At 62.8% G+C, this 15,850-nt stretch carries 16 protein-coding genes; 8 read left to right on the forward strand and 8 right to left on the reverse strand.

The features are described from left to right. Positions 1-8: 8 nt before the first annotated feature. From AB6804_RS14330 to AB6804_RS14360, 7 genes are all read left to right on the forward strand, one after another. On the forward strand, positions 9-428 hold the full coding sequence (locus tag AB6804_RS14330) for a ribulose bisphosphate carboxylase small subunit (protein WP_370886982.1): 420 nt from the start codon (positions 9-11) through the stop codon (positions 426-428). An 11-nt stretch (positions 429-439) separates the two neighbouring features. Continuing rightward, positions 440-1,357: a CbbX protein gene (cbbX, locus tag AB6804_RS14335; RefSeq protein ID WP_370886983.1), complete on the forward strand. Its 918-nt coding sequence runs from the start codon at positions 440-442 to the stop codon at positions 1,355-1,357. A gap of 12 nt (positions 1,358-1,369) precedes the next feature. Beyond that, positions 1,370-2,464, forward strand: coding sequence for a class 1 fructose-bisphosphatase (locus tag AB6804_RS14340; protein WP_370886984.1), 1,095 nt, complete (start codon positions 1,370-1,372; stop codon positions 2,462-2,464). Between the two features lie 34 nt (positions 2,465-2,498). Continuing rightward, positions 2,499-3,371: a phosphoribulokinase gene (locus AB6804_RS14345; protein WP_035962972.1), complete on the forward strand. Its 873-nt coding sequence runs from the start codon at positions 2,499-2,501 to the stop codon at positions 3,369-3,371. A 32-nt stretch (positions 3,372-3,403) separates the two neighbouring features. Then, on the forward strand, positions 3,404-5,446 hold the full coding sequence (gene tkt, locus AB6804_RS14350; protein ID WP_370886985.1) for a transketolase: 2,043 nt from the start codon (positions 3,404-3,406) through the stop codon (positions 5,444-5,446). A 15-nt stretch (positions 5,447-5,461) separates the two neighbouring features. Then, positions 5,462-6,499 carry a class II fructose-bisphosphate aldolase gene (gene fba / locus AB6804_RS14355; RefSeq protein WP_370887049.1) on the forward strand — a complete coding sequence of 346 codons (1,038 nt, stop codon included), beginning with the start codon at positions 5,462-5,464 and terminating at the stop codon, positions 6,497-6,499. A 118-nt stretch (positions 6,500-6,617) separates the two neighbouring features. After that, positions 6,618-7,163, forward strand: a complete 546-nt coding sequence (locus AB6804_RS14360; protein ID WP_370886986.1) for a thioredoxin family protein — start codon at positions 6,618-6,620, stop codon at positions 7,161-7,163. Here AB6804_RS14360 and AB6804_RS14365 read toward each other — a convergent pair. Genes AB6804_RS14365 through AB6804_RS14375 form a run of 3 tightly spaced genes read right to left on the reverse strand, consistent with a single transcriptional unit; the run spans position 7,160 to position 11,156 of the window. Next, positions 7,160-8,560 (reverse strand): DUF6513 domain-containing protein, encoded by a 1,401-nt coding sequence (locus AB6804_RS14365; RefSeq protein ID WP_370886987.1) that lies wholly within the window; start codon positions 8,558-8,560, stop codon positions 7,160-7,162. The genes AB6804_RS14360 and AB6804_RS14365 overlap by 4 nt on opposite strands. After that, positions 8,539-9,138 carry a flavoprotein gene (locus AB6804_RS14370; RefSeq protein ID WP_370886988.1) on the reverse strand — a complete coding sequence of 200 codons (600 nt, stop codon included), beginning with the start codon at positions 9,136-9,138 and terminating at the stop codon, positions 8,539-8,541. Before AB6804_RS14370 ends, AB6804_RS14365 begins: the two co-directional genes overlap by 22 nt. After that, entirely contained in the window at positions 9,135-11,156 is a 2,022-nt protein-coding gene (locus AB6804_RS14375; protein WP_370886989.1) for a sigma-54-dependent Fis family transcriptional regulator, read from the reverse strand. Before AB6804_RS14375 ends, AB6804_RS14370 begins: the two co-directional genes overlap by 4 nt. A 314-nt stretch (positions 11,157-11,470) precedes the next feature. Between AB6804_RS14375 and AB6804_RS14380 the strand changes: the two genes are divergently transcribed. Then, a complete protein-coding gene (locus tag AB6804_RS14380) occupies positions 11,471-11,929 on the forward strand; it encodes a dihydroneopterin aldolase (protein WP_370886990.1) in 459 nt (152 codons plus the stop codon). Between the two features lie 21 nt (positions 11,930-11,950). Here AB6804_RS14380 and AB6804_RS14385 read toward each other — a convergent pair whose 3' ends face one another. The 5 genes from AB6804_RS14385 to mch all read right to left on the reverse strand — a co-directional run bounded on the left by AB6804_RS14385 (position 11,951) and on the right by mch (position 15,848). Continuing rightward, a complete protein-coding gene (locus AB6804_RS14385) occupies positions 11,951-12,331 on the reverse strand; it encodes a hypothetical protein (protein WP_244795246.1) in 381 nt (126 codons plus the stop codon). An 80-nt stretch (positions 12,332-12,411) separates the two neighbouring features. Next, complete coding sequence (fae, locus tag AB6804_RS14390; protein ID WP_244795244.1) at positions 12,412-12,921, reverse strand: formaldehyde-activating enzyme; 510 nt, start codon at positions 12,919-12,921, stop codon at positions 12,412-12,414. A 167-nt stretch (positions 12,922-13,088) separates the two neighbouring features. After that, a complete protein-coding gene (locus AB6804_RS14395) occupies positions 13,089-13,934 on the reverse strand; it encodes a triphosphoribosyl-dephospho-CoA synthase (protein ID WP_370886991.1) in 846 nt (281 codons plus the stop codon). Next, positions 13,921-14,877, reverse strand: a complete 957-nt coding sequence (locus AB6804_RS14400; protein ID WP_370886992.1) for a RimK family alpha-L-glutamate ligase — start codon at positions 14,875-14,877, stop codon at positions 13,921-13,923. The genes AB6804_RS14395 and AB6804_RS14400 overlap by 14 nt, the downstream gene beginning before the upstream one ends. Beyond that, on the reverse strand, positions 14,862-15,848 hold the full coding sequence (gene mch / locus AB6804_RS14405) for a methenyltetrahydromethanopterin cyclohydrolase (RefSeq protein ID WP_370886993.1): 987 nt from the start codon (positions 15,846-15,848) through the stop codon (positions 14,862-14,864). The genes AB6804_RS14400 and mch overlap by 16 nt, the downstream gene beginning before the upstream one ends. Positions 15,849-15,850 lie beyond the last annotated feature (2 nt).

Raw genomic sequence — 15,850 nt, forward strand, 5'->3', positions numbered from 1 at the left:
GAGCCGACATGCACATCACACAAGGAACGTTTTCATTTCTGCCTGCATTGAGCGATGAAGAGATCGCCGCGCAAATCGACTATGCATTGAGTCAGGGCTGGGCGTGTTCGGTCGAATACACGGACGACCCGCATCCGCGCAATACGTACTGGGACATGTGGGGCTTGCCGATGTTCGATCTGCACGATGCCGCCGGCGTCATGATGGAAGTGAACGCATGCCGCAAGACGTTTCCCCAACACTACATCAAGGTGAATGCCTTCGACTCGGTGCGCGGCTTCGAGACCATGCGGCTCTCGTTCATTGTCAACCGGCCACCCGAAGAACATGGCTTCCGTCTCGAACGAACGGACGGCCGTAACCGCGTGCAGCACTATTCGATTCGCACCTACGCGACGGATCGTCCTTCGGGCGAGCGGTATCGATAAGGAGAATGCTCATGCAGGCCGACGACATCATCGAGGAAGAGCCGCAAACGCGCGCCGATCTGATGGCGCTGTATCGCGAGTCGCGCATCGGCGAAGTGCTCGCGGAACTGGACCGCGATCTCGTGGGCCTGGCTCCCGTGAAGACGCGCATTCGCGAGATCGCGGCGCATCTGCTCGTGGAGCGGGCGCGGGAAACGCTAGGCATCGCGAGCGGCGCGCCGACACTGCATATGTGCTTCTCCGGCAATCCCGGCACGGGCAAGACCACGGTTGCAATGCGGATGGCGCAAGTGCTGCACAGGCTCGGTTATATTCGCCGCAATCAGCTCGTCTCGGTGACGCGCGACGATCTCGTCGGCCAGTACATTGGACATACCGCGCCCAAGACGCGCGAAGTGCTCAAGCGCGCGATGGGCGGCGTACTGTTCATCGACGAGGCGTATTACCTGTACCGGCCGGAGAACGAGCGTGATTATGGGCAGGAAGCCATTGAAATCCTGCTGCAGACGATGGAGAACCAGCGCGACGATCTCGTTGTGATTCTGGCGGGATACGAGTCGCGCATGGAGACGTTCTTCCAGAGCAATCCGGGCTTTCGCTCGCGCATCGCGCATCACATCGTGTTCCCGGATTACGAGCCGCATGAATTGCTCAGGATAGCGGAACAAATGCTCATCGAAATGCATTATAGATTTGACGACGATGCGCGCCGCGTCTTCGAAGAGTACCTCGCGCGCCGCATTCGTCAACCGAACTTCGCCAATGCCCGCTCGGTGCGCAATGCGCTGGACCGCGCGCGGCTGCGTCAGGCGAATCGTCTCTTTGCGGCGGCGGAACGAGGCAGCGGTCCCGCCGACGCCGACGCGCTGATGCAGCTCGAACCATGCGATATACGCGCAAGCCGCGTGTTCGACGAACCGTCATCCTGAAAGGAGCGCACCATGCAGGACGGACGCACGACGCTGTCGAAATTCCTGATCGATACACTCGATCGCAAGCCTGGCCCGCATGCGGCCACCGGACTCTCGGCCTTGCTGGTGGACGTGGCCGCTTCCATCAAGACCATCGCCGCCGCGCTCACGCGCGGTGCGCTCGGCGGACAGCATGGCTCGGCGCAAAGCGTCAACACGCATGGCGAGGAACAGAAGAAGCTCGACCTCGTGACGAACGATATCTTCCTGCAGCATTGCGAATGGGACGGCTTGCTGGCTGGCATGGTGTCGGAGGAAATGGAGGGCGTATACGCGGTCCCGGAGCCTTATCCGCGTGGCGAGTATCTGCTTGCATTCGATCCGCTGGACGGCTCTTCGAACATCGATATCAACGGCGTCGTCGGCTCCATTTTTTCCGTGTCGAGAAGAAGCGCATCGCGGCATGACGCGCCGAGCGAAGCGGACTTCCTTCGTCCGGGAAGCGAACAGGTCGCAGCCGGCTATGCGATCTACGGGCCAGCGACGATGCTCGTCATATCGGTCGGCAACGGCACGCATGGCTTCACGCTGGAGCGCGATGTCGGCAACTTCGTGCTGACGCATTCCGATATCCGCATACCCGACGATTCGTGCGAATTCGCCATCAACGTGTCGAACGAACGCTTCTGGGAGCCGCCCGTGCGCCGCTATGTGAAGGAGTGCAAGGAGGGCCGCACCGGATGCCGCGCGCAGGACTTCAACATGCGATGGATCGCTTCGATGGTCGCGGAGGTGCATCGCATTCTGATGCGTGGCGGCGTGTTCATGTATCCGCGCGACTTCAAAACGCCGGAGATGGAAGGGCGCTTGCGGCTGCTGTATGAAGCGAACCCGATGAGCTTCCTCGTCGAGCAGGCGGGCGGGCTTTCGATTACGGGCCGCGAACGCATTCTCGATACCACGCCGCGCGCTTTGCATCAGCGCGTGCCGGTCATTCTCGGCTCGCGCAACGAAGTGGCGCGCATTCAGCGTTATCACGGTGAATACGACCGTGGTGAGGACAAGCCATTCACATCGCCGCTGTTCAACGAGCGGTCGCTGTTCCTTCCCGAGACGCCGGTGTGAAGTGCACAGAATAAAACCTTAGGGAGACAGGCGCATGTCAATCAAGCATCCGATCATCGCGGTGACGGGCTCGAGCGGCGCGGGCACCACCACGGTCATGAAGAGTTTCACGCATATATTCAGGCGCGAGCGCATCAATGCGCAGATCGTCGAAGGCGATGCCTTTCATCGTTACGATCGCCTCGGCATGCGCGAAGCGATGAAGCAAAGCGAGCGCGATGGCATCCTCAACTTCAGCCACTTCGGGCCCGAAGCGAATCTGCTCGAAGAACTGGAGCGCCTCTTCTGCACCTATGGCGAAAGCGGTCGCGGTGAGTATCGGCGTTACATACACGACGATGCCGAAGCCGCGCATTTCAAGCAGGACGCGGGCACGTTCACGCCGTGGGAAGACATTGCGTCCGATACCGACATGATGTTCTATGAGGGCTTGCACGGCGCAGCCGTCACCGACAAGGTCGATATTGCGCGCCATGCGGATCTGCTGGTCGGCGTCGTGCCGATCATCAATCTCGAATGGATCCAGAAGCTGCATCGCGATCAGACCATGCGCGGGTATTCGCACGAAGCGGTCGTCGATACAATCCTGCGCCGCATGCCCGACTACGTGAACTACATCTGCCCGCAGTTCTCGCGCACGCACGTGAACTTTCAGCGCGTGCCGACGGTGGATACATCGAACCCGTTCACCGCACGCGAGATTCCGCAACCCGACGAGAGCTTCGTCGTGATCCGCTTCACGAAGCCGAAAGGCATCGACTTCCCGTATCTGCTCACGATGCTGCACGACTCGTTCATGTCGCGCCCGAACGTGATCGTCGTGCCGGGCGGCAAGATGGGACTCGCGATGCAACTCATCTTCACGCCGATGATTCTTCAGTTGCGCGACCGCCGCGCGCGCGCCTGAGCCGCTTTTCCCCTGCAAATATGGAGGCATTCATGAATGCCGTCGCCGAGGCTTTGCCCAGAACTTTTCGATCTCCCGATACGCGCCACATGGCGAACGCACTGCGCATGCTCGCCGTCGACGCGGTACAGCAGGCGAACTCGGGTCATCCCGGCATGCCGATGGGCATGGCCGAGATTGCCGTCGCGTTGTGGAGCCGCCACCTGAAACATAATCCCGCTGATCCGGACTGGCCCGATCGCGACCGCTTCGTGCTGTCGAATGGTCACGGCTCGATGCTGCTCTACGCGTTGCTGCATCTCACCGGCTATGACTTGCCGATCGAAGAACTCCAGCGCTTCCGGCAAATGGGAAGCAAGACGCCGGGGCATCCCGAAGTCGGCGTAACCCCCGGCGTCGAAACAACGACCGGTCCGCTGGGGCAAGGCTTCGCGAATGCGGTCGGCATGGCGCTCGCGGAGACGCTGCTTGCGCGCGAGTTCAATCGGCCGGGGCACGAGATCGTAGATCATCGGACGTATGTGTTCGTAGGCGATGGATGTTTAATGGAAGGCGTGTCGCACGAGGCCGCGTCGCTCGCGGGAACGTTGCGGCTTGATAAGCTCACCGTACTCTACGATGACAACGGCATCTCCATCGACGGTCACGTGCAAGGCTGGTTCAGCGACGACACGCCGCAACGCTTCGCGGCCTATGGCTGGCACGTGATCGCCCCAGTCGACGGCCACGATGTGCAAGCGGTCTCGGCGGCGCTCGACGAAGGGCGGTTATCCGATCGTCCCACGTTGATTTGCTGCAAGACGACGATCGGTCACGGCGCACCGTCGATGGCCGGCACACATGACGTCCACGGCGCTCCGCTCGGCGTCAACGAAGTCGAAGCGACGCGTCTCGCGCTCGACTGGCCGCATGCGCCCTTCGAGATACCCGCATCGATCCGCGAACGATGGAATGCGCGTAGCGAAGGCGCGGCTGTGCAGCAGGACTGGAAGCGTCGCATGGATGCGTATCGTCGCGTGTATCCGGAGCAGGCCGCTGAATTCGAGCGGCGCACGCGTGGTGCATTGCCGGCGAACTGGCGCGATGCCGCGCATGCGCTCGTGCGCGACGCCGACCGCGCGCGGCAGACCATCGCGACGCGCAAGGCGTCGCAGAACGCCATCGAAGAGCTTGCGCGCGCACTGCCTGAATTGCTCGGCGGATCGGCGGATCTGACCGGCTCGAATCTCACGCGATGGAAGGATGCGATCGACGTCACCGCGGCGCCGGAACGGGGCAACTATGTCCGCTTCGGCGTGCGCGAGTTCGGCATGAGTGCGATGATGAACGGCGTTGCGCTGCATCGAGGCTATTTGCCGTTCGGCGGCACGTTCCTCACGTTCTCCGACTACGCGCGCAACGCGCTGCGCATGGCCGCTTTGATGAAGACGCGCACGGTGTTCGTTTTCACGCACGATTCGATCGGCCTTGGCGAAGACGGCCCGACGCATCAGCCGATCGAGCATGCCGCCACGTTGCGGCTGATTCCGGGGCTGGACGTGTGGCGTCCATGCGATGCCGTCGAGACCGCGCAGGCGTGGGTCAGCGCGGTGGAGCGCGACCGGCCTTCGTGCTTGTTGCTGTCACGTCAGAACCTGCCTTTCGTGCCGCGCGATGAAGCGCAGATCGATGGGATCGAACGCGGTGGCTATGTGCTCGCGGATTGGCCCGGCGCGTGCGAGCGCGATGCGCGGCGCGTGGTGCTGATCGCGACGGGATCGGAAGTGGCGCTGGCGCTTGCGGCCATCGAACCACTGAAGCGCGAGGGCATTCTCGCGCGCGTCGTGTCGATGCCGTCCACGACCGTGTTCGACCGGCAGTGTCACGCATGGTGCGAACGCGTGTTGCCGGAAGGGGTGCCGCGCGTCGCGGTCGAAGCGGGCGTGACGGCGTTCTGGCGGCAATACGTCGGATTGCATGGCGGCGTGGTGGGCATCGACCGTTTCGGCGAATCCGCGCCGGCGGGGGAACTGTATGCGCATTTCGGCGTGACGACGGCGGCTGTCATCGAGCAAGCGCGCCGTGTCGCGGCGTGAACCGGGAGAACGATGATGGCTTTCATCGCAATGAGGCAACTGCTTGATCACGCGGCGGAGCATGGCTATGGCGTACCCGCGTTCAACGTCAACAACATGGAACAGGTCCACGCGATCATGCAGGCCGCGGATGCAACGAAGAGTCCGGTGATCCTGCAGGCATCGGCGGGCGCGCGCAAATATGCGGGGGAGCCGTATCTGCGGCATCTCGTGCTTGCTGCGGTGGAGGCGCATCCGGACATACCTGTCGTGCTGCATCAGGATCACGGCGCGAGCCCGGCCGTCTGTCAGCAGGCGATCCGCTCGGGCTTCACGTCGGTGATGATGGACGGCTCGCTCATGCCTGATCAGAAGACGCCCGCCGACTATGACTACAACGTGGACGTCAGCCGCCGCGTCGTGGATGCGGCGCATTCGGTGGGCGTATCGGTGGAGGGCGAACTGGGCTGTCTGGGATCGCTCGAGACGGGTCGCGCGGGCGAGGAAGACGGCGTGGGTGCGGAAGGCGCGCTCGGCCGTGAGCGCTTGTTGACTGATCCCGATGAAGCGCGCGATTTCGTCGAAGCAACCGGCATCGATGCGCTTGCCATTGCGATCGGCACGTCGCATGGCGCATACAAGTTCAGCCGCGAGCCGACGGGCGATATCCTCGCGATCGATCGCATCGCCGAGATACATGCGCGCATTCCGGATACGCATCTGGTGATGCATGGGTCGTCATCGGTGCCGCAGGAGTGGCTCGACGTGATACGTGAGTACGGTGGCGAGATTCCATCGACGTATGGCGTGCCGGTGGAGGAGATTCGGCGCGGCATCGCGAATGGCGTGCGGAAAGTGAACATCGATACGGACATTCGCCTCGCGATGAACGGGGCGATGCGGCGCGCGATGGCATCGAGCAAATCGGAGTTTGATCCGCGGCATGCGTTGAAAGCGGCGACGGCGGCGGCGCGCGATCTTTGCATCGAACGGTTTCGGGCGTTCGGGTGTGAGGGGCAGGCGGAGCGGATCAGGCCGTTGGGGATGGAGGCGATGGCGAAGCGGTATCAGTGATCAGGGCTGGGGCCGTTGAAAATGTACATGGATACTCCGTATAACTAACAAGGACTTCCATGCTAACCGACTCCGCCACGCACGCCAATCTGCCGAACGGCCAATTGGGAGCTATCTCATGCCGACTGAATCCCCGACTGCGGAACTCGGCGCAGTCGCGCCCGAGTTCACGCTTCCCGCCACCGATGGCCGCACCTACAACCTCGACACGCTGCGCGGTCCGAAGGGCCTCGTGCTCGTCTTCATGTGCAACCATTGCCCCTACGTGAAGGCGGCGCTTCCCCATCTGATCCGCGACGCGATGGACTTGAAAGAACTAGGCGTCGGGCTGGCGAGCATCAATTCGAACGATGCAAGCATCTATACCGACGACGCCTTCGACCGCATGATCGCCGTGTCAGAAGAGTGCCGGATGCCGTTCCCCTATCTCCACGATGGAAGTCAGGAAGTGGCGCGCGCTTACGGCGCAGTCTGCACGCCGGAATGCTTCGGCTACGACGCGGAACTGCGCTTGCGTTATCGAGGGCGCATCGATGCATCGCGCAAGGAACCATTACCGGACGCGCGAAGGGACCTTTACGAAGCGATGCGCGCCATCGTCGAGGGTCGCCAGCCGGACGAGCAATACCCGGCTCTCGGCTGCTCGATCAAGTGGAAGGCTTAGCGCTTCTTCATCGTCGGTCCGGGCGCGTGCCATGCGCTCAGATCCTCTTCTGGCCGATCTACCTGACATCCCCAGTCCAGCGGTTGATCCTGATCGAAGCGTTTGCCCAATTGCCACGCGATTTCCGCACGCGCAAGCTGCACGCCCATATAGAACGCGTGGCCGCCATCTGTTTCCAGCTGCAATTGCGGATAGAGCGCGAACGGATCGACATCCAGGCGATGCCCGTCACGGTTATAGACGTGAATGCCTTCCTCCGACACCTGCACGCGAAAGTTAGGATCACGAACAGATGCGGCGAGCGCGTCGATTTCTTGTGCGCTATACGGAAATGGCCGTTTAGCATGCAGCGCCGATAAATCGCCGGTCATGCCCTTCGGCAGCGTCTGCGTTTCGCGTGCGGCATGCATCACGCGCCGCGCGACATCGGCTTCGCGAACCGCGCGGCGTGCATGCAGGCTGACCGATGTCGTCAGCACGGCCGCCACCCGCAATTCGGCGGCCATCCCCATGAGCACGGCGTTGATGCCGCTCGTGTCCGCTTCGGTCAGTTCCGTGACGTTGCCAATGCCCATCATGATCGCGACATCGGCATGACGTTCGCGCAGACTCACATAGCGCGCGATGGACGTGGCGAGCCCGAACGGGATCGGGTCGAGAATGGGGTCGGCGAGAAAGGCGCGATTGCGCTTTTGCATGGCGTCGATCGCCGCATCGAGCGAGGCCATATCGTGCGGCTCGCGCGGTACGAGTATCGGCGTCGACGCGGTTTCATCGGCGATCCATAACGTATCGATGTTCAGGCTCATCAGATAATCCGCGCCGGCGCGCGCACCGCGCAACAGCTCTTCGGCGAGCATGGAATCGACGCTGACGCGATAACCCTGTTCCATGAGCATCGTTACCGCATCTTCGAGATGCGGAAACGGCGTCTCGGGCAGACAGCCGATATCGATGACATTCGCGCCCTGGCTCACATACTCGCGCGCGCGCACGGCGATGCCATCGAGGTCGAGACGCGGCGCGTCCACGATCTCCGCGAAAATCTCCGTCTCGTAGCGCGATAAATCCACATGCCGCGCCTCGCGTCCGAAAAACTGCGGCAGGTCCTTCACTTCTTCCGGCCCGCGCTCGACCTTCACGCCATAGTGCGCGCTGAGCGCATCGAGGTCGCCGCGGCATCGGCCCGGCACGATCATGCGATTCGTGCCTTCGGTGAGCGGCAGCGCGACGCGTCGACGGATCATGTCGGCGGTCATCAGCCCCGCCACCTGCAAGCCAATTTCGCGCACTTCCCATGTGAACGGCGATGCTGCATCGACAGGCGCAATGCCTTCGAGCACGCGATACAAGCTCTGCTCGGCAAGACGGCCGGTCAGGAAGACGATGTGTTCCATGCGAGCGTGAGTTGCGTGAGCCGCCGGTCGAGCGCGGCGCGCAGGTCGTCGAGCGTATAGGCGACGGTCGTATGTTCGATGCGCGCAAGCCGCTCGACGTTCTCGAACTCGATCGCACGCGGCCTCACTTCGACCCATTCGTGCGGCGTCTGCGTGATGACGCTCGGCGCGGTATCGCATGCGAACACGATGCCCGGCACGCATTGCTTGCCCGCTTGCGCGAAGAGATTGGTGGGCAGCGTATCGGAGATGCCGAGCGCGCACTTCGCGACCGTGTTGCTCGTCGCGGGCGCGATCACGACCGTGTGATAGTCGCCGTTATAGAGCATGCCGACGGGCACGCTGCTCGCGCTGTTGTCGCGAAACACCTTGAAGTGCTCGCGCAGCCTTTTCATGGGCCAGCCGTAGAGCGGCAGCACTTCTTCGCCCGCCGATGAAAGAAACAGGTCGCAACGCGGCAGGCGCAAGGCCAGATCGATCGACTCTTCGATCATGTGACCGGACCCTGTCACGCACCACGCGAAATGTGCGTCGGGCTTGAACTCGTCGAGCCGGCGGGCGGGCGTCGGCTGCGTCATGCGTCGTGCGGCGAGGACGAATCATGCGACAGCCGGATATGCAGCCGATGCATCTTGCGATAAAGCGTGTTGCGGCTGATGCCGAGCACCTTCGCGACATTGCTCACGTTCCAGCGATGCTCGTCGAGCAGCAGCAACACCGTCTCGCGCTCTTTCACCTGAATGGCGTTGAGCGCGCTCATCTGCGCATCGTCGGTGAGATGCGCAGGCGCCGCCGATGGCGCCGGGCTCGTCGCACGCGCCGATGCCCCGCTCAGTATTTCCGGCGGCAGATGCGCGCAACGGATTTCGTTGCCATCGCAGAGTGCGATCGCCATCTGCAGCACATGCCTCAATTGCCGGATGTTGCCGGGCCACGGATAGTTGAGCAACGCCTGGCGCGCTTCGGCGCTCAAGGCAGGCGGATCGTCGGATTCGGTCTCGAGAATATGGCCGATGAGCGCGAGCGCATCGGCGCGTTCACGCAATGGCGGCAGATTGATCTCGATACCGTTGAGCCGATAGTACAAGTCCTCGCGGAACATGCCGTTCTGCACGAGTTCGATGAGATTGCGGTGACTCGCGCTGATCAGTTGAAAATCGACCTTGACGGTGGTTTCGGCACCAAGCGGCGTGACCTCGTGTTCTTCGAGCACGCGCAAGAGACGCGCTTGCAACGCGAGCGGCATATCGCCGATTTCATCGAGAAAAAGCGTGCCGCCGTTGGCCTGCACGATCTTGCCGCGCCGGCCCTCACGCTGCGCGCCGGTGAATGCGCCCGCGCGATAGCCGAATAGTTCGCTCTCGATGAGATTCTCCGGCAACGATGCACAGTTCACGGCGACGAATGCGCCGCTTCCGTTCGGGCTGATGCTGTGCAGCGCATTCGCGAACACTTCCTTGCCCGTGCCCGTTTGCCCGCGCAGGATGATCGGGATCTTGCGTTGAATGACGCGTGCGGCAAGCTGAATCTGCGAGGCCATGCGCGGGTCGCCGAACTCCAGGTGCGAGAGCTTGTCGAGACGGCCCGTGCCGGTGGCGTCGCGCGTTTCCTTGCGCGCGGGTTTGGCGCGCGTGTCGTTCATCAGAATGCGCGTTCCGTTGCTTGCGGCCTCGCGCGGCGTTTGCGCCGTGAGAAAGAAACGGCTGTTCGCTTTTGCGCTATAGACGGTGACCGGATGGAACGAGCCGCGAATGCTGCGCGCGATCATGTCTTCGAGCGTCGCGTTGAACGCTTCTTCGATGCGCTTGCCGCATAGCTCGCCCGGCGAACGCAAATCGAGCTGAAACAGCGCGCTGCGGCTCGCGGCCAGCACGATGCCCTCGTCGCTGACGGCGAGCTTGCCCGCGTGCAGTGTGCCGACGAACTCCGGCCGGCTATGGAAGTGAATCATGTTCGCGTGGCGGTAGCGCGCATCGATCAGACGATTTTCGATCATCTGCCGCGACATGCCGACGAGCACGAGCGAATGCTGCTGCAGGAGCTTCGAGCGGCTCGTGACATCGAGCACGCCGACCACCGCGCCGCGTTCATCGAAGATCGGCGCGGCGGAACAGGTGAGCGACGTATAGCGCGGATAGAAATGTTCGTGCTGGCAAACCGCAATGCAATCGCGCTCGATCAGACATGTGCCCATGCCGTTCGTGCCGGCCTCGCGTTCGCTCCAAAGCGCGCCGACGCGCAGGCCATCGGCGGCGACGGCTTCGCCGAACGGCACCGACGACACCTGATGCACGATCACGCCGTCGGCATCGACGAGTACGACGGCCAATTCGGGGTCCGCCAGTTGTTGATAGAGCGTGGTCATCTCCAGCTTCGAACACGCGATAAGATCGCTCGCGGCTTCGCGGCGCTCGGTCAGTTCGCGCTGCGTGAGCACGGGCGGCATGACGAAGCGGCCCGGATCGAGATGGAATTCGGTGAGGCAACGCATCCACGATTGCGCGACGGAATCGCTCGCGCGCCGTGAAGCCAGCGGGTTATTGACGATATTCAGCACTTCCCGGACATGCGTATCTACGTCAGCAAGCGACGACATGAGGGCGTGTCTCCGTGGCGCCGCGTTCCGCCGCGCGTTCGCCGCGCAGCCTTCGGACGCCGTATCCGTTGTGATTTCCGCTGGCGCTGCGGCTCGATATCCATTGCCGTCGTGCTGTTTGCCGCACGCGTGCGCGCCTCGTAGCCGGGCGGATGCCGTTGTTCGGACTCCCGGTTCTCAAAAACTGTACATCCTATGACGCCTGTGTTCAATTGGTAGTCGCATAAAGAAGCTTGTTTGCGCCCGCTTTTTGCTTGCAGCTTACGGATTCCTGCGGCGTTGAAGCGCCGCACACTCACGCGAGGCACTGACACATGGGCCGATTCGATCCGATCCGCGAAGCCTTCACTGAACAGCACGACGCCGCGATGGATATCGTTTATATCGACGGATTGACGGGCCAGACGGTCATCGGCATCGACAAGAACGAACTGCACGACGCGCAGCCCGTTCGCATGAGCCTCATGATCGGCGTGCCGTCGATCCGCGCGTGCACCACGGATCACATCGACGACACGATCAATTACGCGGCCGTGCGCGACGCCATTCATGCGCTGCTCGCGTCGCATCGCCTGCAATTGCTGGAGGCGCTGGCCGAGCGCATCGCGCAGATGGTGATCGCGGATTTCGGCGCGCACTGGCTGAAAATCTCGCTCGCGAAGCCCGCCAAGTTCGATGACGTCGATGCGGTCGGCGTCGTGATCGAGCGCCGCCGTTCATGGTCAGAGACAACGGGCCTCGGCTGGATCGGACGCGGATATGTCCCACAGTAACTTCAAGCGGCCTTAAGCGGCCTATTTTCCGGTAGATGTGCGCTGCACGATGCCGCAGGCCTTGAACGCATCGCGCTGCAACTCGCGGAACTTCTTGGTCTGCGCCTTCGCGCGGTCCACCCGGAATTCAGCTCCACCTTCGCCGCCTAACGTGGCGTACTTGGAAAACGTGGACTGCTCGACGAAGTCGTCGTAGTTGAGCACCTTCGCGATTCTGTCGATCGCGCACGAGCACTTGTACACGTTCACGAAGTCGTGCCCGTTGTCGTCCATGCAGCTCAGCACGTATTCGACGCGGCCCTCCGTCGGATAGTCATGTCCTTGCGCGTCCGCGCCGAAGGAAAGCGACGAGGCGAGCGAGAGCGCGGCGAACATCGCGAGCGTGCGGCAACGTTGGATCATTCGATGAATCTCGCTTTATCGTCGATGATGAGCGGCCGGCGTTGCACCATGCGCGCCGGCCGCGGGACAAGTCGCTTCGGTCAGGACGCCGCGAACGGATGCGCGACGGAACCCTTCTTCGCTACGACATCAGCCGCTTTCGGCTCGCCTGCAACGGCTCGCTGAATGGATTCCTTCGTCGCGCGATAGTTGAACTCCTGAATCTTCTTGTCGTCGGACGCTTCCCAGTGGATGAACACGCCGACACAAATGAAGAGGTCGTCGGCTTCGTCTGCCGGAATGGTGCCGTCCTCGACGCTATCGGCCACGGCCAGCGCCACCGCATGCTGCGCCGGGCCGAACATCTGCACGGCCTGCTTCGCGCCCTTGATGGTCACCTTGTTGAAGAGAATCGTGTTCGGCTTCGTGATGAGATTCGGCGCGACCACGGCGAGCAGCGATGTAAAGCCATCCTTGTTGTTCGTGAGCGCGTGACAGAACGCTGTCTCGGCAGCGGAGCCTCGCGGTCCGATGATCAAGTCGATATGTGCGACCTCGTTGCCTTCGCCGACCAGCGACTCTCCTATCAGGACGCGGTTGATCTTGGCCATGCTCTTCCTCCAGTGATGGGTGGTTCTTGGGACGACCGACTTGCTCTTTCGCTAGCGACGGCATGAGAACCGCGCAAGGCTCGTTGAAAAACGGGGCGGCATAACCGCGCACTTCCTAAACATGATCCGTGCCACGTTTGCAGGGGGACGTAGCGCGTTTTCTTCTTTCAGGCCGTCATCAACGCGACGAAGAGCGCCGCCACGGCAAGGTCCGCGCTCGTGCCGGGATTGATGCCGCGCGCCTTGAGTTCGGCGTCCCATGCGGCGAGTTCGGGATCGTCGGCAGGCGAGCCGGCGACGAGCCAGCGCGCGTGATGCACGGCTGCATCGCGCGTGACACTTTGCGCCATCGCCGCGCCTTGCTTGCGCACTATGTGCGAGTCGGGCAAGGCGGCGAGGAAGCTAAGGAATATCCCTAATATTGCGGTGTTTTTCGTGACGTTCGCGCGTTGCGCCGCATCGAACACATCCGCGAAACCGTTCGCGTACTGTCGCGCGATGCTGTCGCGATCCGCGGCGAGCGACATCGCCGTGCGCAGATCGACGGTCGGCGCTTCGTGTACCGATTGCTCCGGCGCGTCGCCGAGGCCGCCGGGATTCGCAATGGCGATCGCGCGATAGGCGAGGCGGGCATCGTCGATATCGAGCGATGCGAGCACGCGCTCCGTTTCCGCATGCCAATGAACGATGTCGATGTCCGCATCGCGCGGCACGCGTTCGAGCGCAGCGCACAACGGCGCGGCAAGCAGCACGATGCCGAGATTCGTATTGCAGGCGACCGCATCGAAGGTGCGGCGCACGGCATCGAGAATGCGCGCGCCGACGCTCGCGCCCGGAACGAAAAGCCCGGCTGCGGCCGTACCCGCGCTGATGATGAATTGCGCCGACGTCATGCCGTGTCCTGCGCTCGCGATGCTCACGTTGCCCGGTTTGGCCGTCTCCACATCGAGCCGGCATGCGCGCAAAAACGCTGCACGTGCGCGTTGTTCTCGCGTTGGGTCAGGCGCGTCCATGGCCGCTCGCGAACGTCATCGCCCGTTGCGATGCAGCGAGCTTGCCGTCGAGAAGATCGTCGACGAGCAGTGTCGCGATATCGAACGATGTCACCGATTGCAGTCCGCGCCACGCCGCCACGCCGTTCACTTCGAGCACGAGCGGCCGCTCGTCGGATGCGGCGGAAGCGATCAGGTCGACACCCGCGTAATCCAGCCCGAGCGCCGCGCTTGCGCGCACGGCGACATCCGCGAGCGAAGGCGTCAACTCAGCGGCTTCGCACGCCGCGCCGCGTGCGAAGTTATGAATCCAGCCTTCGCCGCCGACGCGCTTCATCGCCGCGACCGCCCGGGTGCCGATCACCAGTACGCGCCAGTCGAAGCCGGGCTCGCCGCCATCGACATAACGCTGAAGATAAGCCACTTTGCTGAACGATTCGAGCGATGGCAGCGGTTCACAGGCGTCATCGCCGAGCAGTTGCAAGCCCTTGCCTTGCGATCCGAACAGCGGCTTCATCACCAGCTTGCGTCCTGCGGCGCGTTCGCGCATCAGCACGCGCTGGGCAAATGCGGACGATTCGCCGGCCCACGTCGCGGGTGTGGGTACGCCATAGCGGTTCAGCAGAAAACTCGTCATCGACTTGTCGACGCTGCGTTCGATCGCGCGTGCATCGTTATAGACGGGCACGCCGCTTTCGCGCAGCGCGTGCAGGATGCCGAGCCGCAGCGTGACTTGTTCGAACGTGCCGCCCGCAATGCCGCGCACGAACACGGCATCGGGCAGCGTGTGGCCGAAGCCGGGAATCGCGAGACCATGCGGCTTCCATGACGTGTCGATGCGGCAATCCGCGAGATCGACGCAACGCGCTTCGACGCCGCGCGCGCGGAATGCTTTCCTGAGGCGGCTCGTGTGCCAGCCCGTCTCGTCGGTCATGATCGCAATGCGTGTCATCGCGCCTGCCATTGCGCGTCCAGCAGCGCCTTGTTCAACGTGCCGCCGTGATACGTGATGCCGCTTTCGAGGCTGGAGACCCATGCTTCGGCGGGCGCGAATAGCGCCGCGTCGATCTGATAGAAGTCGTAGTTGAAGGACTTGAAGATGTCCGCGAACGGTTCGCCATAACCACGCGCATTCGACGATGGCAACTCGGCCGCGAGCTTCCTTGCAACCGCATCGCTTTTTACGGTGAGATGCACGCGGCCACCGTACAGGATTGCATCGTTGGTGCGGCCCATGGCCTGCACGCCGTCGGGCGCGGGCGGCGGCAAGGGCGCGTTGCCGCTCGCATCGACGATCTCGTTCAGATCGACGCCGAGCACATGCGTCTTGTGCAACGCAACTTCGACGACACGTGCAACGACCTGCACCGTCCCCGCAACAGACTGCGTCGGTGTCACTGCAATGACGAGGTTCGCCGGCGCGAGGCCGCAATCGTTGAGCACCTTGTCGATGACGACTTGCGGCGGCAAGCGGTCCACTTCCATGACGAGCGCGCCGCGATCGTGACGGTCGCGATAGCCGAGTTCATCGAAAAGCGGCTCCTTGCACGCGAGCGCGCGGGCGGGGCCGGAGCCCAACGAGAAAAACTTCTTGCCGCCCGTTTGCTCCTTGGTCGCCGAAAGGCTCCAGCCCGCGTATTGACTCGCGAGGCAGGCGAGCACCGGATTCGACGCATGCACTTCGATGAAGCCAGGCCAGAGCGGAGCGGCATCGAAAGCGATGCGCTGCGTCACGTGCCCCAATCCGCCCATGCAGATGCGCGCGATCAAGAGGCCCGCTTCGATGCTGCCTGCCGCGTTCACGCCTGCATCGACGATAACGGTGCCTGCCGGCGTGCGAATAATGTCGACGCGAAGGCGTTGCGCATCGTCGATGAGTTGTCTTACGAGCGCCTCGCTGAGTGCATTGACGCTGAGTGCGGAAGTCGAAGTCATGG

The organism is Caballeronia sp. RCC_10 (genome assembly GCF_041360715.1).
In the GTDB taxonomy this organism is placed as follows: Bacteria; Pseudomonadota; Gammaproteobacteria; order Burkholderiales; family Burkholderiaceae; genus Caballeronia; species Caballeronia grimmiae.

What these genes read in the sequence shown, in the direction of transcription:
- fae (WP_244795244.1), bottom strand. Translation starts at nt 12,921, where the DNA reads ATGGCCAAGATCAACCGCGTCCTGATAGGAGAGTCGCTGGTCGGCGAA.
- AB6804_RS14370 (WP_370886988.1), bottom strand. Translation starts at nt 9,138, where the DNA reads ATGACGCAGCCGACGCCCGCCCGCCGGCTCGACGAGTTCAAGCCCGAC.
- AB6804_RS14345 (WP_035962972.1), top strand. Translation starts at nt 2,499, where the DNA reads ATGTCAATCAAGCATCCGATCATCGCGGTGACGGGCTCGAGCGGCGCG.
- AB6804_RS14400 (WP_370886992.1), bottom strand. Translation starts at nt 14,877, where the DNA reads ATGGCAGGCGCGATGACACGCATTGCGATCATGACCGACGAGACGGGC.
- AB6804_RS14330 (WP_370886982.1), top strand. Translation starts at nt 9, where the DNA reads ATGCACATCACACAAGGAACGTTTTCATTTCTGCCTGCATTGAGCGAT.
- AB6804_RS14375 (WP_370886989.1), bottom strand. Translation starts at nt 11,156, where the DNA reads ATGTCGTCGCTTGCTGACGTAGATACGCATGTCCGGGAAGTGCTGAAT.
- cbbX (WP_370886983.1), top strand. Translation starts at nt 440, where the DNA reads ATGCAGGCCGACGACATCATCGAGGAAGAGCCGCAAACGCGCGCCGAT.
- AB6804_RS14340 (WP_370886984.1), top strand. Translation starts at nt 1,370, where the DNA reads ATGCAGGACGGACGCACGACGCTGTCGAAATTCCTGATCGATACACTC.
- AB6804_RS14385 (WP_244795246.1), bottom strand. Translation starts at nt 12,331, where the DNA reads ATGATCCAACGTTGCCGCACGCTCGCGATGTTCGCCGCGCTCTCGCTC.
- AB6804_RS14360 (WP_370886986.1), top strand. Translation starts at nt 6,618, where the DNA reads ATGCCGACTGAATCCCCGACTGCGGAACTCGGCGCAGTCGCGCCCGAG.
- AB6804_RS14365 (WP_370886987.1), bottom strand. Translation starts at nt 8,560, where the DNA reads ATGGAACACATCGTCTTCCTGACCGGCCGTCTTGCCGAGCAGAGCTTG.
- mch (WP_370886993.1), bottom strand. Translation starts at nt 15,848, where the DNA reads ATGACTTCGACTTCCGCACTCAGCGTCAATGCACTCAGCGAGGCGCTC.
- fba (WP_370887049.1), top strand. Translation starts at nt 5,462, where the DNA reads ATGGCTTTCATCGCAATGAGGCAACTGCTTGATCACGCGGCGGAGCAT.
- AB6804_RS14395 (WP_370886991.1), bottom strand. Translation starts at nt 13,934, where the DNA reads ATGGACGCGCCTGACCCAACGCGAGAACAACGCGCACGTGCAGCGTTT.
- tkt (WP_370886985.1), top strand. Translation starts at nt 3,404, where the DNA reads ATGAATGCCGTCGCCGAGGCTTTGCCCAGAACTTTTCGATCTCCCGAT.
- AB6804_RS14380 (WP_370886990.1), top strand. Translation starts at nt 11,471, where the DNA reads ATGGGCCGATTCGATCCGATCCGCGAAGCCTTCACTGAACAGCACGAC.